The organism is Asticcacaulis sp. (assembly GCA_024707255.1).
Lineage (GTDB): Bacteria > Pseudomonadota > Alphaproteobacteria > Caulobacterales > Caulobacteraceae > Asticcacaulis.
On record JANQAC010000001.1, the window covers coordinates 517,936 to 537,856 of the forward strand.

12 protein-coding genes and 2 pseudogenes are annotated in these 19,921 nt (G+C 62.0%); 7 read left to right on the forward strand and 7 right to left on the reverse strand.

Going from position 1 to position 19,921, the window contains the following annotated elements; translation table 11 throughout:
• Positions 1 to 193 precede the first annotated feature (193 nt).
• From NVV72_02590 to NVV72_02600, 3 genes are read left to right on the forward strand one after another with little or no spacing between them, the layout of a single operon-like run.
• Positions 194 to 733 (forward strand): hypothetical protein, encoded by a 540-nt coding sequence (locus tag NVV72_02590; protein ID MCR6658269.1) that lies wholly within the window; start codon positions 194 to 196, stop codon positions 731 to 733.
• Positions 700 to 2,316: a BamA/TamA family outer membrane protein gene (locus NVV72_02595; protein MCR6658270.1), complete on the forward strand. Its 1,617-nt coding sequence runs from the start codon at positions 700 to 702 to the stop codon at positions 2,314 to 2,316. Before NVV72_02590 ends, NVV72_02595 begins: the two co-directional genes overlap by 34 nt.
• A gap of 12 nt (positions 2,317 to 2,328) precedes the next feature.
• A complete protein-coding gene (locus tag NVV72_02600) occupies positions 2,329 to 6,639 on the forward strand; it encodes a translocation/assembly module TamB domain-containing protein (protein ID MCR6658271.1) in 4,311 nt (1,436 codons plus the stop codon).
• A 162-nt stretch (positions 6,640 to 6,801) separates the two neighbouring features.
• Here NVV72_02600 and NVV72_02605 read toward each other — a convergent pair whose 3' ends face one another.
• From NVV72_02605 to NVV72_02625, 5 genes are all read right to left on the reverse strand, one after another.
• Positions 6,802 to 7,680: an alpha/beta hydrolase gene (locus tag NVV72_02605; protein ID MCR6658272.1), complete on the reverse strand. Its 879-nt coding sequence runs from the start codon at positions 7,678 to 7,680 to the stop codon at positions 6,802 to 6,804.
• A gap of 12 nt (positions 7,681 to 7,692) precedes the next feature.
• Positions 7,693 to 8,949: a DUF3443 domain-containing protein gene (locus NVV72_02610; protein MCR6658273.1), complete on the reverse strand. Its 1,257-nt coding sequence runs from the start codon at positions 8,947 to 8,949 to the stop codon at positions 7,693 to 7,695.
• A complete protein-coding gene (locus NVV72_02615) occupies positions 8,946 to 9,395 on the reverse strand; it encodes a DUF2844 domain-containing protein (protein MCR6658274.1) in 450 nt (149 codons plus the stop codon). Before NVV72_02615 ends, NVV72_02610 begins: the two co-directional genes overlap by 4 nt.
• Positions 9,396 to 9,511: 116 nt before the next feature.
• Positions 9,512 to 10,207, reverse strand: a complete 696-nt coding sequence (gene hutC, locus NVV72_02620; protein ID MCR6658275.1) for a histidine utilization repressor — start codon at positions 10,205 to 10,207, stop codon at positions 9,512 to 9,514.
• A complete protein-coding gene (locus NVV72_02625) occupies positions 10,204 to 11,487 on the reverse strand; it encodes a formimidoylglutamate deiminase (GenBank protein MCR6658276.1) in 1,284 nt (427 codons plus the stop codon). Before NVV72_02625 ends, hutC begins: the two co-directional genes overlap by 4 nt.
• Before the next feature lie 88 nt (positions 11,488 to 11,575).
• Here NVV72_02625 and hutI point away from each other — a divergent pair.
• From hutI to NVV72_02645, 4 genes and pseudogenes are all read left to right on the forward strand, one after another.
• Positions 11,576 to 12,755 (forward strand): annotated as a pseudogene (gene hutI / locus NVV72_02630) (imidazolonepropionase).
• Positions 12,752 to 14,274: pseudogene (gene hutH / locus NVV72_02635) on the forward strand (histidine ammonia-lyase). The pseudogenes hutI and hutH overlap by 4 nt, the downstream one beginning before the upstream one ends.
• Positions 14,271 to 15,923: a urocanate hydratase gene (locus NVV72_02640; protein ID MCR6658277.1), complete on the forward strand. Its 1,653-nt coding sequence runs from the start codon at positions 14,271 to 14,273 to the stop codon at positions 15,921 to 15,923. The pseudogene hutH and the gene NVV72_02640 overlap by 4 nt, the downstream one beginning before the upstream one ends.
• 13 nt (positions 15,924 to 15,936) lie before the next feature.
• Entirely contained in the window at positions 15,937 to 16,470 is a 534-nt protein-coding gene (locus tag NVV72_02645) for a HutD family protein (GenBank protein ID MCR6658278.1), read from the forward strand.
• Here NVV72_02645 and NVV72_02650 read toward each other — a convergent pair.
• Both NVV72_02650 and NVV72_02655 read right to left on the reverse strand, forming a co-directional pair.
• The gene (locus NVV72_02650) at positions 16,467 to 17,609 is read right to left on the reverse strand and encodes an acetyl-CoA C-acyltransferase (protein ID MCR6658279.1); all 1,143 of its coding nucleotides are present in this window, start codon (positions 17,607 to 17,609) and stop codon (positions 16,467 to 16,469) included. The two genes, NVV72_02645 and NVV72_02650, sit on opposite strands and share 4 nt — an antisense overlap.
• Before the next feature lie 57 nt (positions 17,610 to 17,666).
• Positions 17,667 to 19,778 carry a PQQ-binding-like beta-propeller repeat protein gene (locus NVV72_02655; GenBank protein MCR6658280.1) on the reverse strand — a complete coding sequence of 704 codons (2,112 nt, stop codon included), beginning with the start codon at positions 19,776 to 19,778 and terminating at the stop codon, positions 17,667 to 17,669.
• Positions 19,779 to 19,921 lie beyond the last annotated feature (143 nt).

Consider the following 19,921-nt stretch of genomic DNA (forward strand, 5'->3'; position numbering starts at 1 on the left):
GAATTCCTGTTTAGAAGAGGGCTGTGGCCACGAAACTCCGTCCCTTGCGGTGTAATTCGCACAGGCGGGTCAAAATGCGAATTCCATGCACTTTCCACATCGATTTTTTGTGCAAATTTAACGCACCAGACGTAAAGATCGCGCGCGGCATTCCCTTGCCGCATATTCCGAGGGCCCGATTATTCCTACCTCTATGACCCGTTTCGCCTTGACCGCCACCCCAGTCATGCTGGGTCTGGGGCTTTTAGCGACGGCTGTTCAGGCCCAGGAAACGGCCCAGGAAGCGACGACGGTCGAAGTGCCGGCGATTAAGCCTGCCCAGGAAGAATCGCCGCCCCTGCCCGACAATCCGCAGGACGTCCCGATCATCATGGATGACGATTTCAACGCTGCCCTGCCCCCGATCGAGACTACCGCCGCGCCGCCAGCGGAACCCACACCAGAACCCACGCCAGTGGAAACGACGCCTGACGCTCTGCCCGAAGTGACCGCCACGGACGATCCCGAACTGGATGCCCCCCTGCCGGCACTGGAAGGCTATGATGTCCAGCCCAATCAGATGGCCGCCGCCGAAGAGGCCCTGCCGGAAATCCGCTATGTCACCGTGGTCGATGGTCTGCACGACATCCACCTGAATGACGAGTTCAAGCCATTGTCCGCCCTGATGAACGGCAAGGGTAAGGCGGCAAACGTCGCCCAGTGCGTGCCCGCGCCACGGAAGACGAGGCGCTGATCCTGCGCCTGCTCAAATCGCAGGGCTATTACGACGGCACAGTGACCACCAGCCTCGCCCAGCCGAGCGAGGCGGGCGGACCCGTCCAGGCCCATATCGTCGTTACACCCGGCCCGGCCTATCATTTCGGCCTGATCATGGTCGATTCCCAGCCTACTTTGCCGCCCGACCTGATCCGCAATGCCCTGCCGCTTCAGCCCGGCGAACAGATCATCGCCACCCATGTCCTGGCGGCGGAGGCCAATGTCAGCGTCGTCATGCAGCAATCCGGTTATCCGTTCGTCAAGGTCGGCGACCGCGATATCCTGCTCGATGGTTCCAAACTGACCGGCGACTATACGCTGAAGGTCGATACCGGCCATCGCTCGCGCTTCGGCGGCTTCAAATCCGATGGCAAGGAAGCCTTCGGCGCCGATCATGTCGCGGTCATGACCCGTTTCAGCAAGGGCGATCTCTACGACAACCGCAAGGTCGATGACCTGCGTGAAGCCCTGGTCTCCACCAGCCTGTTCCGCTCCGTGGCGGTTGAGCCCGTCGCCACCGGCACCTTCGCCGATGACGGCTCGGAATATGTCGATTTGCTCGTCCATCAGCAGCGCGGCCCCTACCGGACGATCGCCGGCGAATTCGGTTACAATACCGGCGAAGGCGTCACCGCCACAGCCTCCTGGCAGAACCGCAACAAATTCCCGCCCGAAGGCGCCCTGATCATCACCGCCGCGGCCGGCACCCAGGAACAGGGCCTGACCACCACCTTCCGGCGGTCAAACGCCAAAAAACGCGACCGCACCTTCCAGCTCTCCTCGGCCCTGACCCACAATATTTATGACAGCTACGAAGCCTACACCTTCAATGTGGCCGGCTCCGTGGCCCGCGTCTCGACACCCTTGTGGCAGAAGGTCTGGACCTGGTCCTATGGCTTCGACCTGGCCGCCTCGCGCGAAGCCACCGACGGGGTGGTCAATTTCAGTGACGCCGCCGACAACTACTATATCGCCGCCCTGCCGACTAAAATCGCCTATGACCGTTCAGACAGCCTGCTCAACCCCGCCACCGGCTACCGCGCCAGCGCCGAGGTGACGCCGCTGATTTCGCTCTCCGGTGGCGGATCGAGTGTGCGCACCGTATTTGACGCCAGCTATTATTATCCCATGGGGGCCAAGGCGGTCATCGCCGCTCGCAGCCGTCTGGGCGTCATCTATGGCGGCGAACTGGACAAGATTCCGCCCTCCCGTCGCCTCTATGCCGGCGGCGGCGGCAGCGTACGCGGCTATGCGTATCAGCAACTCGGCCCGCACGACGCCACAGGTACGGCGACCGGCGGCCTGAGCCTGTTCGAAGCCTCGGTGGAATATCGCTACCGCATGGGCGATATCGGCATCGTGCCGTTTATCGATATCGGCCAGTCCTACGCCTCGACCACGCCGTCCTTCTCGGACCTGCGCGTCGGCTTTGGCATAGGCGCGCGACTCTACACCAATTTCGGACCGATCCGCATTGATATTGCCACACCGGTCAATCGTGACAAGACCAACAGCGAGCCGCAGATCGCGCTCTATGTCGGCATTGGCCAGGCGTTCTAGGATGACTTTCTGATGGCGCGCAAACCGAGACAGCCAAAGCCACCTGTAGAGCCCCAGGAAACGCGCGAGGCCCTGCCGCAGCCCGCACCCCATAATGACGATCTCCATCTGAAGGACCGCGTCGAAACCGCCACCGAAGAGGTGGTCGAGACCGTCAAGGCCCGCACGGGTTTTGACCTGAAGCGCGTCAACTGGTGGCAGGTGTCGCGCCATATCGCGCTTTTCTTTGTCGGCCTGGCCGTCCTGCTCATCGCGGCGCTGGCCGCGCTCAATACCCCGCCGGGCCGCCGTCTGCTGGTCGAATTCGCCACCGGCATCAAACTCAATTCGGGCCTGCAGATTGAAATCGGCGAGATCGACGGCTCGCTCTATGGCGAAATGACCCTGCATGATGTCAAGGTTAAGGATCTGAAAGGCGTCTTTATCCAGAGCCCGGTCATTCACCTCGACTGGCGGCCTTTTGGTTATCTCAACAAACACGTCGATATCCGTGATTTCTCGACGTCGAAGATCGAAGTGCTGCGCCAGCCTGTGCTCAATCCCAGCGAAACGCCAAAGGACAACGGCCCGCTGCTGCCGGACCTCAATATCGATGTCAACCGCCTGAAGGTCGATGCCCTGGTGCTCGATGCGCCGGTGCTGGGGGAGGCCCATACGATCGCGCTAAACGGCCAGGCGCACTTGCGCCACAAGCGCCTGAAGATTGATGCTGCCGCCATCAGCGAAAAGGGCGATCATGCCCAGGTGCTGATCGATGCCATGCCCGATAAGAACCAGCTCGATATCAGCGCCGACCTGGACGCCCCCGGCGATGGCGTGGCGGCAAAGCTATTAGGTTTCGACAAGGCATTCACCGCCAGTGTTGGCGGCAAAGGCACCTGGAAGCAGTGGAATGGTCGCGCCGTCGCCGATTTCGGCCCGGACAACCTGCTCAATCTCAATGTCACCGCCCAGAGTGGTACTTTCCACGTCACCGGCGCCACCCATCCAGACCTGATCCTGGCCGGTGATACGGCGGTTCTCTTTAAACCGGCGGTGATGATCGACCTGACCTCGAAGATGAAGGACCGCGTGTTTGATAGTGTGCTGGCCCTTACTACCGACGCCCTGCGTATCGACTCCAAGGGAACAGTCGATCTCGGCCATAACCATTTCCGCAAGCTCGAACTGCACGCCCGCCTGCTCAAACCCGATGTGCTCGGCAAGGACTTCACCGCTTCCGACCTGCGCGCCGATCTGATCGTCGATGGTGATTTCAATAAACCCCGCATCGACTATGACCTCGCCGCCAAACGCTTTGACCTGGCGGGTATAAGGCTCGACGGCTTTACCGCAAAAGGCAAAAGCCGGATCACAGATGACGGCGTGATCGTGCCCATCAATGCGCAACTGACCTCACTGACAGGCATTGCTAATCAGGTCGATCCTTTGCTGACGCACCTGAAACTCGATGGCGAGGCACGCCTGGCTGATGGCAAGCTGACCAGCAACACGATCCGCGTCAGTTCCGACCGCGTCAAGGCGACCGGCACCCTCACCGGCAATCTGAAAGACAATCTGTTTCTGGCCAAGGTGAAAGCCGACCTGAACAACTATGCGATCGAAGGCGTGGGCACAGTCAATGTATCCACCGTCGCCGATGTCAAACTGAACAAGGGCCATGTCAGCGTGGCCGGCACCGCCAACGCCCAGACGACAAAGTTGGAAGACGGCCTGAAAGGATTCCTCGGCGGCAATGCCAAAGTGAGCGGCGCCTATGCCTACAGCGAACAGGGCGTGGTGAGCCTGCGCAATCTCAGCGGCAAGGCGCCCAATTTCACCCTGATCTCGGCTTCCGGCTCGCTGGCCCCGAACGGCGCCATCTCGCTGAACGCCAAGGCCAGTTCAACCCAATATGGCCCGCTCGATGCCGTGGCATCCGGCACGCTCGACCACCCCAATGCGGTCATCCATGCCGCCAATCCCGGTCTCGGCGTCCAGATGGTCGATGTCACCGCAAAACTCTCCAGCACGCCGCAGGGCTTTACCTTATTGGCCGATGGCGGCAGCGCCTATGGCCCGTTCAACGCCGATGCCCTGATCACCACCGAGGGCAAGCCTCTGCGCATCGATATCCACAAGGCGACCTTCGCGGGTGTGGATGCCGCAGGCCTGCTGACCCAAAGCGACGCCGGTCCTTTCACCGGCGCTCTGGCTATCAGCGGTTCCGGTCTCAAGGGCACGGCCATGCTCTCGGCACAAGCTGGCGATCAGGCCGTGGCGGTTACTGCCACCGGCAGCGCCGTCACTATCCCCGGTGATGTGAAAATCTATGTCGGTCGTACCCTCCTCACCGCCAATATCGTGCTGCATGACCAGATGTCGCTCAATGCCGATGTCCAGATGGCCGACATGCGCTATCAGGATTTCGTACTGGCCACCAGCCGCGCCAAAATCCGGATGACCGGCGAGCACGGCACCCTCCAGGCCGTCGCCACCGGCAAAAAGGATGTGCCGTTCAATCTCGCCGTTAATGGCACCATCGCGCCGGATACCTACACCTTAGCGGCGCAAGGCTCCGCTAATGACATTCCCTTCAGGCTCAATCATCCGGCGGTCATCCGCAAGAGCGCCGCTGACTGGGTGCTCCAGCCGGTCAAGGTGGTCATGGCGCAAGGTGATATCGATCTCTCCGGCCGCTTTGGCGAAAACCTGAAGGCCCAGGCGCGCCTGAACAATCTCGATCTCAGCCTGGCCAATATGGTGCAAAAGGATCTGGGCCTCACCGGCACCGCCGACGGCGCCATCGATTTTTCCCAGGCCGGCAACGGCTTCCCGGCCGCCCGCGCCAACCTCAAGATCAGCCACTTCTCACGCGCCAGCGCCGCCGTCGTCTCCACGCCGGTCGATATCGCGCTCGATGCCCAGCTTAATCCCGACCGCAGCCCGGCCAATAACTATGTCCACGCCATTATCCGGCAAGGTGGATCGGTGGTCGGCCGCGCGCAACTGGCGCTTTCGCCCGCCAATGGCGGCGACTGGATTGCCGATATCAACAGCGGCGGGGTCAGTGGCGGCGTACGTTATAATGGCCCCGCCGGTATGCCCTTCTCGCTCGCCGGCCTGCCGCGCCAGCAGCTCTCCGGTGCCGTGGCCCTGGCGGCCGATATTTCCGGCCAGCTCAATGCGCCGCGACTCAACGGTGTGGTCAAGGCCACCAGCCTGACCTATGACAATGAAAGCATCGGCACACGCATCACCAATATCGCGCTGGATGGCCGCTTTACCAGTGACCGCCTGGAACTGACGAGCTTCACCGGTCGCGCCGGAGACGGCACGGTAACCGGGAATGGCTGGGTCAGCCTGGCCGCCGCGCAGAAATTCCCCATGCTGATCCATATGGAAATGAACAATGCCCGCCTGGCGCGCAGCGATGCCATCAACTCCACCGTTTCCGGCACGATCGACGTCACCAACAGCGAGGCCGATGGCGGGCTGATCAAGGGCGATCTGCGCCTGCCCCTGCTCAGATATGTCATCGTCAAGCAGGCCGCCGCCGAGGTGGCCGTGCTCGATGGCGTGCGGCGCAAGGGCGAGGACACCATCACCCAATCGGCCATCGCCCTGCCGGCCTTCTGGCGGCTCGATATCCGCGCCCGTGCCGATAACCAGATCTTTGTCTCCGGCATGGGTCTTGAATCGGAATGGTCGGCCCGCCTGCGCGTCACCGGCACCACGAAAGACCCGCGCATCGTCGGCGACATGAAGGTGGTGCGCGGCAACTATACCTTCGCCGGCCGCTCCTTCGATATCGATACCGGCACCATCACCTTCGACGGCGGCCCGGTGACCGATCCCGAAATCAACCTGACCGCCAGCGCCGATGTCGAGGATGTCACCGGCATCATCAAGGTCACCGGCTCGGCCCAGCGCCCCAATATCGCCTTCTCCTCCACCCCGGCCCTGCCGCAGGATGAAATCCTGTCGCGGATGCTGTTCGGCGAAAGCGTCGCCAATATTTCCCCCACCGAAGCCCTGCAACTGGCCTCGGCGGTCAATGGACTCAACGGCGGCACCGACTATCTCAATCCGCTCGGCGCCCTGCGTTCGGCCACCGGCATAGACCGCCTGCGCGTGGTCGGCGCCGATACATCCACGGGCCGCGGCACCTCGGTGGCGGCGGGTAAATACCTGACCAACAATGTCTATGTTGAGATTGTCACCGACGCCAAGGGCTTCACCGCTACCCAGCTTGAGGTCGCCCTGTCGCGTTCCTTAAGCATCCTCTCCACCACCGGCAATGCCGGCACAGGCGCGAGCGTGCGCTATTCAAAAGACTACTAAGTCACTTTCTCCTCCCCTGCGCAGCGGGGGAGGTGTCGCGGCGCAGTCCGCGACGGAGGGGGCGTTCCAGTGTTGACAGGCCCCCTCCGTCAGCGACATCGGCTCTACGAGCCTCGCGCTGACACCTCCCCCGTACGCTTCGCTACAGGGGGAGAACTGCTTTTACGTCTCTGCTGCTTCCAAATCCGCCAGAAACGCCTCAATCGCCGTCAGGGCTTCCGGTTCATCCAGCATCGGCGCATGGCCGCGATTGGCCACCGTCACCGCGCGCATACCGGGATGTGTCTCCAGCATCCGGCCAAAGGTCGCTTCCGACAACAGGTCAGACAAGGCCCCGCGCACGCCCAGCACCGGTATTTCCTTCAGCGCCTCCCAGATGCCCCACATATCCGGCGGCGCCACCACAGGCCCATCCGGATCGAAGGCGCCGGAAATACCCGGATCGTAGGCGGATACCGGAATACCCTCCCGTTCGTGATAGGTCCGGCGCGCGAAGGCCAGCCAGTCATCATCCGTATAGTCCGGGAAAGCGACGTCATTGGTCTGTTTCGCCCGCGCCGCCGCATCAGCCCATGAACGGATCGGCGGCGACTTGCCGACATAGGACTTGATGCGCTCCAGCCCGGCCACGTCGATTTCCGGCCCGACATCGTTGATCACCATGCCGATCACGGCCTGCGGGGCGATCATGCCCATGATCATCGCCATGATGCCGCCCATGGAGGTGCCGATCAGGGCGGCGCGGGCAATGCCCATATCCCCCATCAGCTTGAACATATCCTGCACATAGAGCGCCGGCGTATAGTTGGCCGGTTCCGCGTCCCAGCCCGACCGGCCGCGCCCGCGCTGATCGACCGTGATCACCCGATAACGTTCGGCCAGACGCGGCGCAATCACCTCGAAATCGGCTGAATTACGGCTCAGGCCGTGCATACAGATGACCGGCATTCCGTCGCCGCCCCCAGAACGCTTATAGTCGCGGGCATAAAGTTTCACACGCAGGTCATGGCTGTCGTAAAACACATCAGAATAGCCGGTCACGCACAGTCCTCTTTAAAAAGCGACATAGGGCCCCAGCGTGCCGCCGGCATTGCGACCGGCAATGGCCGTATAAACCTTGCGCCCGTAAAAGAACGGCAGGCCGAAATCGAAGCTGTTGCTGTAGGGCTGGAGATTGTCAAACCCGTTCGGATCGCCGCCCAGGCCCGGTAGCACATAGTTCGGCCCCTGGACCAGTTGATCGGTATTGTCGATGGTGAAATTGACCACCTTGCTGGCGCCGTTACTGCCCGCCAGGGTGGCAGTCAGATCAAGCGAGGAGGTCGGGCAGTAGAAGCCCGCCAGGTTGCCGGTACAACCGGTAATGGCGCTGTCGCTGAAACCGTAGAAATTGGTGCCGCTGTCGATAAAGCTCTGGGTCAGGCTGACGCCCTTGTAGGTCGCCGTGATCAGACCGTAATTGTTGGCTGTCAGTATGGTCTGGCTGCCAAGCTGGTTATTGGTCTGGGTGCCGATACCAAAATAAAGTTTGCCTGTCAGGCCGACCACGCCCGGATGGGCCACGGCCGGCAGGTCGATCACCGTGCCGTTGTTATTGACCGCCATCCGCGCCACCGGATTCGGCACCTGAGACGAGGTGGCCAGTATCGTGCCCGTGCAGGTGGCCGAAACGCAGGTGTAGTAATAGCCGTTGTTCGTCGTACTGGCGCAGTAGCTGCCGCAATCGCTCACACCCATGCCGATGCCGATAATGCCGTTGGCGCCGAAATCGGCAATAGTGTCGTGGCTGGTGCCGCCGCCGGACGAACAGTCCGTCGGCACAGTGGCGTAATCGCCGCTGTCGCCGATCACCAACATGGGCAGATTGCTCACGGATTCACCGCCGATGGTGAAATCCGCCGTGCGTACCGAACCGAAGACGTAACCGTCAACATACTGGTAGCATTCGCCGACACCCTTGCCGCCGGTCATGGTGTGCGGCAGGGCGGCGCGCATGGCCGTGCTCAGGGCTTCGTTTTCAATGCGCAGGCCGACCGAGCCGGTATCCATGATGATGTGGTCGATGGTCTGGCAGGTAGCGGTGCCCGGCGCGCAGATCTTCACCGTCACGAAGCCGATATTGACATTGCCGGCCACGCCGGTCGGGCCCGGATCAACCGAGATGGTGGTGAAGTTGGCAAGGGTTACGCTACTTGAAGACGAGGACGACGACGACGAACTGCTGGAACTGCTGAACCCGCCGCCGCCCCCTCCGCCACCGCAGGCGGCGAGCAGGAGCAGAAACCCGACGAAGAGGATATGCGGCTTCATTGGGCGCCTCCCTGCAGGGCCTGGACCGGGAAATCGCCGGGCGCGGTCTGCGGCAGATAGGCGAAGCCCCAGAAGGCCCCGCTGTGGCCGCCGGTGCGCACCACGAAATCGCCGTGCGTCGAGGCCAGGGCCCGACGCATACGGATGCGCGGATTGGGTTTGTTATCCGCCTGGAAGCGGCTGAAATAACTGTCGCCGAAAAGCTGTCTGAGGTTCGGCCGCTGTGGTCCCTGCCAGCTTACCGCGAAAACCGTACCGTCCGGCCGGATGAATTCACGCGCCGTCGTGCCGCTGTCCAGGGTCATTTCATGCACGCTGTAGGTCGTGTGATCGAGCCGCGAGGCGATGCGGGCATTGAGCCGCGCGCGATCCGTATCGATGCTGGCCGCCTTGCCGCCCAGCGTGGCCTGTGCCGGTGAGGTCAGGCCCGCAAGGACCAGACACATGGCACCCAAAATCCAAAATCGCATCACCAGACTCCACTTCGGCTTGGCCGAGACTATTCAATATGCCGGTTAATGCAATATGACCTGCCATCCGAATGGATCAAACTTATGGCATATCACCCCTGATCGAAACGGGCGACCAGCCGGTAGGCGCCGCCATCGAACACCTGCCGGACCGTGGTGATGCGTTCCGTTCCCCGCCAGGTCTTGCGCTCGACCACCAGACAGGCCGCGCCTTCGTCCAGCCGCAGATGGGCGGCGGTCTGCCCCTCTGCAGCTTGAGCACTGATCTGATTTTCAACATGTGTCCAGGGCACGACGCCAAGCAGCCAATGACCGGGTGACTGGCGAGTAAAATCAACGACTTCGGCCTGCGGCACTGCTTCGAGATTGATCAGCCGACGCTCATAGGCCAGCGGCTTGGCCGAGGCGAAATGCAGGCCGGTCAGCACCAGCACCTTGCCGTCCCCGGCCAGTTCCCTTTCCTCGTCGGTATTGGCCTTATGAAGAGTATAGGACAGCAGCTCGAACCGGTAGGCTTCCCCACGCGCCGTGATTTCATGCTGGATATCGGGAATATCGAGCACCGTCGAATCCAGCCGCGGCAGGCGCACAAACGAGCCGGCGCGCTTGCGGCGTTCGATCAGACCGGCCTCGTCCAGGGGCGTCAGGGCCTTGTTGACCGTCATGCGCGAGACGCCGTACTGCGTCATCAGCTCATGCTCGAACGGAATGCGGTCACCGGGCTTCAGCGCGCCGGAACGGATCTGCTGTTCGATATCGTCACGAATCTTCTGATGGAGCGGTTTCATGCCGACAGCTTTTGCATCAGCCGGCGGTAGTCGGCAAGCAGGGCGTCGCGTTTGATATGCCGCCCACCTGCAACCTGTTTGCGGCCATAACGCCAGACGCAGTCGATCGGCGATCGCGCCGAGGCGAAGACGAAGCTGTCAAGGTCGCAATCGAGGCTGATCAGGTCGGCCGGTTGTCCTGCAGAAATACCGCTCTCAACGCCCAGCGCCTGCCCGCCATCGAGCGCACGAACATAGAGGTTATCCAATACATTTCGTTCGCGGTGGATCAGGCGCTGGCCGTATTCGAGCAGGCGCAGTTCCTCGGCGGCGCTGATCAGGACATTGGAATCCGAGCCGATACCAAAGCGGCCGCCCTGTTTCAGATAGTCACGCGCCGGAAAAAGCCCATCCCCCAGATTGGCTTCGGTGATTGGACACAAACCGGCGATAGCACCCGATTTTGCCAGCTGCGTCGTCTCTTCCGAAGTCATATGAGTGGCATGGACGAGGCACCATTGCGTATCGACCGGCGCGTGATCGAACAGCCATTCGACCGGACGCTGGCCGGTCAAGACCTGGCAATCCTCGACCTCGCGCATCTGCTCCGCGATATGGATATGGATCGGTGCGCCCTCGGCCATCGGGATCAGGGCGGTCAGTTCCGCTTCGGTGACAGCGCGCAAACTATGCGGCGCGATGCCGACGATGGCGTCATCCAGCGTGACGACATGACGGCGGCTGGAGTCGAGCAGCTTCTGGAAGCCATCGAGATCATGGATAAAACGCGCCTGACCGGCATTGGGCGCCTGTCCGCCAAAGCCGCTGTGCGCGTAAAAGACTGGCAAAAGCGTCAGGCCGATGCCTGTTTCCGAGGCGGCGGCGGCAATGCGCGCGGCCATCTCGGCCGGATCGTCGAAAGGCTGGCCATCTTGCGCATGATGCAGATAGTGGAACTCACCGACGCAGGTAAAACCGACCTCCAGCATTTCCATGTAGGCCAGTGAGGCGATGGTTTGTAGTTCTTCCGGGCCAATCTGGACCTGATATTTGTACATCTGCTCTCGCCACGACCAGAAGCTGTCTTGCTCGGATGTCCGTCGCTCACTCAGGCCAGCGATGACGCGCTGGAAGGCGTGGCTGTGCAGATTGGGCATGCCCGGAATGCCGATGGCGTGGCGCTCCCCTTGCGGCGACACATCGGTTTCGATGTTTGCAATCCGGCCATCGCTGATGGCCAGCAATACGCCCGATTGCCAGCCGGACTTAAGCAGCGCTTTTTCAAACCAAAGTGACGACATTTTGCGAATTTGGAGCCTTGCGTTCAATATGTCTATACATTATGCCTTATGTATAGACATATTAATCGAGTCTGTGAAGGCTGCAATCATGCAATGCAATACCGTCTGGACGAATTGCCGCCTGATGGCCCTCGCCGGCCAGCCGCTGATCGATAACGGCATGATCGCCGCTAAAGATGGCCACATCGTCTATGCCGGACCTGCGGCTGATTTCGACGCCCCGACTATAGACCTCGGCGGCCGATTGGTGACGCCCGGCCTGATCGATTGCCACACCCACCTCGTCTTCGCCGGCAACCGCGCCCATGAGTTCAAACTACGACTCGATGGCGCCTCTTACGAAGAGATCGCCCGCGCCGGCGGCGGCATCCTCTCGACCGTCACCGCTACCCGCGCCGCTTCCGAAGATGAGCTGATCGCCGCCGCTCTGCCCCGGCTGGATGCCCTGATCGCTTCCGGCGTCAGCACAATCGAGATCAAGTCCGGCTACGGCCTGACGCTCGAAGACGAACTGAAAATGCTGCGCGCGGCCAAGGCACTGGAGCACCTGCGTCCGGTGCGGGTCATGACCACCCTGCTCGGCGCCCACGCCCTGCCGCCGGAATATAAGGACCGGCCCGACGCCTATATCGACTCCGTCTGTAACGAAATGATCCCGGCGGCGGTCGGCCTCGCCTCGGCGGTCGATGTCTTCTGCGAGGGTATCGGCTTCTCCCCCGACCAGACCGAACGCGTCTTCCAGGCGGCACAGGCGCACGGCTTGGCTGTCAAGCTCCACGCCGAACAGCTTTCTAACCTGCACGGTGCCGCCCTCGGCGGCGCGCTACGGCGCCCTCTCCGCCGACCACCTCGAACATCTCGACGCCGATGGTATCGCGGCCATGCGCGACGCCGGCACGGTCGCCACCCTGCTGCCCGGCGCCTTCTACTTTATGCGCGAAACGGTCAGGCCGCCAATCGAGGGCCTTCGGGCGGAAAACGTCCCGATGGCCATCGCCACCGACTGCAATCCCGGCACCTCGCCCCTGACCTCGATCCTGATGGCGATGAACATGGCCGCCACCTGCTTCCGCCTGACGGTCGATGAGTGCCTGGCCGGCGTCACTACAAATGCCGCCGGGGCGCTCGGCCGCGACGATATTGGTGCGCTGGAAGCCGGCAAGTGGTGCGATTTCGCCGTCTGGGACTGTGCCGAACCCGCCGACCTCGTCTATTTCATGGGCGCCACGCCCCTGCATTCCCGCGTTTTCCAAGGCTTACCCGCATGATCCTCACCCCCGGCTCCATCACGCTCGCACAATGGCGCGATATTTATCGCGGCGAGGTGTTTGCGCTCGACGCCGGCTGTCTGCCGGCTGTGGCGGAAAGTGCGGCGGCCGTTACCCGCATTCTGGCGAAGGGCGAGCCGGTCTATGGCATTAATACCGGCTTCGGCAAGCTAGCCTCGAGGCGTATCGAAGACACCGATCTGAAGACGCTCCAGCGCAATATCATCCTTTCCCATGCCGCCGGTGTCGGCGCGCCGTCGCCCAAGCCAGTCGTGCGGCTGATGCTGGCGCTGAAACTGGCCTCGCTGGCGCAGGGCGCTTCCGGCATTCGCGTCGAGACGCTGGAGCTGATGCAGGCGATGCTCGCGCGCGACCTGATGCCGGTCATTCCCCGCCGGGGTCTGTTGGGGCTTCCGGCGACCTCGCGCCCCTGTCGCATATGGCCGCGGCAATGCTCGGCGTCGGTGAGATCGACGCCAGAGGCACACGCAAGCCCGCCATGCAGGCCCTGCTGGATGCCGGCCTGAAACCGCTCGATCCCGGCCCGAAAGAAGGCCTGGCCCTGCTCAACGGCACGCAGTTCTCCGCCGCCAATGCCCTGGCTGGCCTGTTCGAGGCCGAGGTATTGATGCAGACGGCACTGGTCACCGGCGCGCTCTCCACCGAAGCCGCCAAGGGGTCTGACGCACCCTTCGATCCGCGCATCCACGCCGTACGCCGCCACAGAGGTCAGATCGATACCGCCCAGACTTTGCGCGAGCTGATGAGCGACTCGGCCATCCGCGCCTCGCACCTGAAAGGCGATGAGCGCGTGCAGGACCCCTATTGCCTGCGCTGCCAGCCGCAGGTCATGGGCGCCGCGCTTGATGTCCTGCGTCAGGCGGCGGTGACACTTGAGACCGAAGCCAACGGGGTTACTGATAATCCGCTGATCTTTACCGATCCAGATGAAGCCTTGTCCGGCGGCAATTTCCATGCCGAGCCGGTGGCCTTCGCCGCCGACATGATCGCCCTCGCCATCTGCGAAATCGGCTCGATCGCCGAGCGCCGCATTGCCATGCTGGTCGATCCGGCTCTGTCGGGTCTGCCGGCCTTCCTGACGCCGAAGCCCGGCCTCAATTCCGGCTTCATGATCCCGCAGGTCACCGCCGCCGCGCTGATTTCCGAGAACAAGCAACGCGCCTATCCAGCCAGCGTCGATTCCATCCCAACCTCTGCTAATCAGGAGGACCACGTCTCTATGGCCGCCCACGGCGCGCGCCGTTTGCTGGAAATGGCGGAGAACGCCTTCGCCGTCATCGGCATTGAATTATTGGCCGCCGCGCAAGGCTGCGATTTCCATGCGCCGCTCACCTCATCGGAATCTCTGGAACGCGTCCGGACACTTACCCGTTCGGCCGTGCCCGCGCTCGATCACGATCGCCATTTCCATCCGGATATGGCCGCCGCCATCGAGCTGGTCCGTTCGCAGGCCGTGACACGCGCCGCCAATATCGCCTTACCCGGAGTTGACCAATGACCCGTCTCGATAATTCGCGCATTATCAAACCCGCCACTGGCACGACGCTCTCCGCCAAATCCTGGCTGACCGAAGCCCCCTTGCGCATGTTGATGAACAACCTGCATCCCGATGTTGCCGAGCGCCCTGAAGAGCTGGTCGTCTATGGCGGCATCGGCCGGGCGGCGCGCGACTGGGAAAGCTATGACCGCATTGTCGAGACCCTGAAGCGATTAGAGAACGACCAGACCCTGCTGATCCAGTCGGGCAAACCGGTCGGCGTCTTCCAGACCCACGAAAATGCCCCGCGCGTCCTGCTGGCCAATTCCAACCTGGTGCCGCACTGGGCCAACTGGGAGCACTTCCACGAACTCGACCGCAAGGGCCTGATGATGTACGGCCAGATGACCGCCGGCTCGTGGATCTATATAGGCACACAGGGCATCGTACAGGGCACCTATGAGACCTTCGTCGAGATGGGCCGCCAGCACTATAACGGTAACCTGAAGGGCAAGTGGCTGCTGACCGCCGGCCTCGGCGGCATGGGCGGCGCGCAACCGCTGGCGGCGGTCATGGCCGGCGCCTCGTGCCTGGCCATCGAATGCCAGGCCTCTCGCATCGATATGCGCCTGCGCACCCGCTATCTCGATTACCGCGCCGACACGATCGATGAAGCGCTGGAGATGATCAAAAACGCGCAAAAGCCGATCTCGGTCGGTCTGCTCGGTAACGCCGCCGATATACTTCCTGAGCTTTACCGCCGCGGCGTCCGGCCAGACCTGCTGACCGACCAGACCTCAGCCCACGATCCGGTCAATGGTTATCTGCCCTCCGGCTGGACCGTGGAACAGTGGCTCAATAGACGCGAACGCGACCCGCAAGGCGTGGCGAAAGCGGCCAAGGCCTCGATGGCGCAGCACGTCCAGGCCATGCTCGATTTCCAGACAGCCGGCGTGCCGACCGTCGATTACGGCAACAATATCCGCCAAGTCGCTTTCGATGAGGGCGTGAAAAATGCCTTCGATTTCCCCGGCTTTGTGCCCGCCTATATCCGCCCGCTGTTTTGCCGCGGCATCGGTCCGTTCCGCTGGGTGGCGCTTTCCGGCGATCCGGAGGATATCTACAAGACCGACGCCAAGGTGAAGGAACTGCTGCCGGATAACAAACACCTGCATAACTGGCTCGACATGGCGCGCGAACGCATTGCTTTCCAGGGACTGCCAGCGCGGATCTGCTGGGTCGGTCTGGGCGATCGTCATCGCCTCGGTCTGGCTTTCAACGAAATGGTGCGTAACGGCGAGCTGAAGGCGCCAGTCGTTATCGGCCGTGACCACCTCGACTCAGGCTCCGTTGCCTCGCCCAACCGCGAGACCGAGGCCATGAAGGATGGCTCAGACGCCGTTTCCGACTGGCCCCTGCTCAATGCCTTGCTGAACACCGCTTCCGGAGCGACCTGGGTTTCGCTCCATCACGGCGGCGGGGTCGGCATGGGTTATTCGCAGCATTCCGGCATGGTCATTGTCTGCGATGGCAGCGAAGACGCCGACAAGCGACTGGCGCGGGTGCTGTGGAACGATCCGGCCACCGGCGTGATGCGTCATGCCGACGCCGGTTACGAAATCGCTATTGATTGCGCACACGAAAAGGGCTTAGACCTCCCCAGCCTTTAAGTGAGCCCGTCCTGTGATTACCCATCTGCCCGCCCTGCAACGCGTCCCCCAGCCCTGGAAAAACGGCGGCGGCGTCACGCGCGAGATTGCCGTCTTCCCGGAAGGCGCGGGCATGGATGACTTCCAATGGCGGATCAGTATGGCCGAGGTCACCGAACCCGGCCCCTTCTCAAGCTTTGACGGCATCGACCGCCATTTAACGGTGCTGAGCGGCCGCTTGCGGCTGGACATGCCCGATGGCCGTCATGTGTTGGATGCCGGTGACAGCTCCGTCTTTGCCGGTGAAACGCCTGTCGAGGCCACGCCTCTGCTGCCGGTGATTGACCTCAATGTCATGACCCGTCGCGGTCAGTCGCAAGCCGAGGTCAGGCATATCGCGTCCGGTGTCATCCTGCCGTCGGACCTGATATTTCTAATCGCCACGAAACCGATGATCGTCACCGCCAACGGCCAGCGCTATGCCTTGCAGCCGTATGATGCGCTGAGATTCGAGGGCCTGGAAGGTGAGCCCGTATCCTCGGGCGACGGCTATCTGATCGCGTTTTAGGTCAATTCAATCGCCACCGCTGTTGCTTCGCCGCCACCAATGCAGACTGCGGCAATGCCACGCTTCAGGCCGCGTTGCTTCAGGGCATTGATCAGAGTCACCAGTATGCGCGCACCCGACGCCCCGATCGGATGACCCAGCGCGCAGGCACCCCCATGGATATTGAGCTTGTCGTGCGGGATGCCGAGGTCGTGCATGGCGATCAGCGCCACTACCGCAAAGGCTTCATTGACCTCGAACAGATCAACCTCTTCGATCGTCCAGCCAGTTTTTTCCAGCAGCTTTTTGATCGCCCGCACCGGCGCGCGGCTGAACCATTTCGGTTCCTCGGCAAGGCTGGCATGACCGACAATGCGGGCAAGCGGTGTCAGACCTTTCGCTTCCGCCACCGAAGCTCTGGCCAACAGCAGGGCCGCCGCGCCATCGGAGATCGAGCTGGCATTCGCCGCCGTCACCGTGCCATCCCCGGCGAAGGCCGGTTTAAGGGTCGGGATTTTCTCCGGCCGCGCCTTGGCGGGTTGTTCGTCTGCCGTGATCAGGCCTGCCTTGGTTTCCACCGGCATGATCTCGGCGGAAAAATCGGCTTTCAACGCCCGATCGAGCGAGGCGAGGGCATAGTCATCCTGCATCTGGCGGGTGAACTGATAGTGCGTGGCGGCTTCGTCAGCGAAACTGCCCATCAGGCGGCCCTTATCATAGGCATCTTCCAGACCATCGAGGAACATATGGTCCTTGACCTCGCCATGCCCCATGCGCATCCCGACCCGTGCCTTAGGCAGCAGGTAAGGCGCATTCGACATGCTCTCCATGCCGCCGGCCACGACCATATCGGCAGAGCCCGCCGCGATGGCGTCGCAGGCCAGCATCACCGCCTTCATGCCGGAACCACACATCTTGTTGACCGTGGTGGCGGGTACGCTGACGGGCAGCCCTGCCCCCAGGGCCGCCTGACGTGCCGGCGCCTGTCCCTGCCCGGCCGGCAGAACACAGCCCATGATGACTTCATCGGGCACCTGTCCGTTCAGCACGGCGCGGATCGCCGCCGCCCCCAGTTCTGGCGCTGTCACGCCCGCGAAATCGCCCTGAAAGCCGCCCATAGGCGTCCGCGCGGCACCCGCTATGATGATTGTTTCTGGCATAATCGTTTCCTCTTGTTTTGAGAAAGATACACCCGAAACTATCTAGTGCAAACCCATTTACGGCAATGTGTAGGCGATGATAGAACCGCCGGGCCTGCCCTTCGGGTTTTTGCCACCGCCGGCGCCGATCACGACATATTGCTTGCCGGCTACGCTGTAGGTGGCGGGTGTCGCCGCACCGGCCGCCGGCATGGTGGTCTGCCACAACAGCTTGCCGGTTTTCTTGTCGAAGGCGCGGAACCGGTTATCGTAGATGGTGGCGGCGATGAACAGCAGCCCGCCTTTGGTCACCACAGCCCCGCCGTAGTTTTCGCTGCCGGTCGTCGGATCATGCAGTTCCGGATATTCGCCGAGTGGAATCTGCCACAGGTATTCGCCGGTATTGACATCGAGCGCCGACAGCACACCCCATGGCGGCGCAATGGCCGGATAGCCATCCGGATCGAGAAATTTCGTATATCCGTCAAAGACATAGGCATCATTGTCCGTAGACGGATAATCCGGCGCAGGCTTGGCTTGCTGGGCCGGATCACCCGACAGGTAGCCGACAATCGCCTCGATATCTTCCGGCGAATATTGCCCGCCGAAACCCGGCATCCGGCCGCCGCCATTCTGAATCTGCCGTGCCATCTGCGCGGCGCTCAGCCGATGGTCGACACCAACCAGAGACGGGAATTCCGGCGGCGAGCCCTTGCGATCATCCCCGTGGCAAGCGGCGCAGGCATTCTGGTAAAGCGCATAGCCGCTGCGGCCGCGTATCATCGGCGGATGCTTCTTGACTTTCAGAATCCACGCCATTTCGTTGGAATTTATATAGAGAATGCCGCTCGTCGGATCATAAGAGGCCCCGCCCCATTCCGCGCCACCATCCATGCCCGGCAGCAGGATCGTCCCGCCCAGAGACGGCGGATCGAATGGCCCGCGCGAGCGCAGGCCCGCGAAGGTTTTCGCCACCGCCGCATGGGCGTCCGGCGTCCGCCGGGTCAGATTATCGGCCGTCAGTTGCTGGCGGTTATAGGGCAGCGGCTTGAGCGGCATGACCTGGGTGGGCGATGTCATTTCGCCGGGAATATCCGAAGCCGGCGGATGGACCTCCTGCACCGGATAAAGCGGTTTGCCGGTCTTGCGGTCGAGGATAAACACCAGTCCGGCCTTGGTGGTCTGGGCGACGGCCGCCCGGCCATTCACGGTAATCAGGGTCGGCGGCGTCGGCGGATCGCGGTCCCAGACATCGTGTTTCACGAGTTGGAAATGCCAGATGCGCTTGCCGCTATTGGCATCGAGCGCCACCAGCGAGGTGCCGAAGAGATTGTCGCCTTCGCGGTCGCCGCCGTAGAAATCCTTATTGCCCATGCCAGCCGAGCCCAGCGGCGCGAACACCAGCCCACTTTCCGGATCAAGCGTCAGGCCCGACCAGGCATTGGCGCCCATCGCCGTCTTCCAGGCGTCTTTGGGCCAGGTGTCGTAACCGACCTCGCCGGGCTGCGGTATGGTGTGGAAGATCCACTTCATCGCGCCGGTCCGCACATCATAGGCGCGGATATGGCCGGGCGTATTGCCGGTCGAGCCCATGATGATAAGGTCTTTATAGACCACACCGGGCGAGACATTGCTGACCGACACCGACACCGGATCACGGCCCAGGCCCTCTTTCAGATCGACCTCGCCATTATGGCCGAAGGTGTCGATCAGATGGCCGGTTTTGGCATCGACCGCCAGCAGGTGATTTCGGAAGGTGAACAGGATACGCTCATCCTTGCCATCAGACCAATAGGATACCCCGCGCAGGCGCTGCTTGGTATTGACTGCATCGCCAAAAGCCGGATCGAAGACCCAGATTTGCGTTCCCTTCGCGGCATCGAGGCAGAACAGGCGGCCCTTCGGCGACACGAAATAAAGCCGCCCGTGGATGATCATCGGATTGCCTTCCATGTCGGACTGGTTGTCACCCTCGCCGAAGGCATCGCCGGAATCGAACGTCCAGGCGATCTTCAGGGTTCTGACATTACCGGTATTGATCTGATCGAGCGTCGAATAGTGCGTGCCGTTCGGATTACCATGATACCACGGCCAGTCCGCCCCAGACTGCGAAGACGAGGCATCTATCGGCTTTTGCCCGCACCCTGCCAGCAAAAGCGCACACGCCGCCATAGCCCCCAAATATTTCATGATCTGTCCCTGTTATCGCGCGCCGGTCGGCCATTTTTCAACCAACGTAATCGATTACAAGGCAAAGCGGAAGCGGCAAGTTTTCCGCATTGCTTTTTAGCGAGAGAGGTGGAAATTGTGCGCAGCCGAATACCTCACATTTT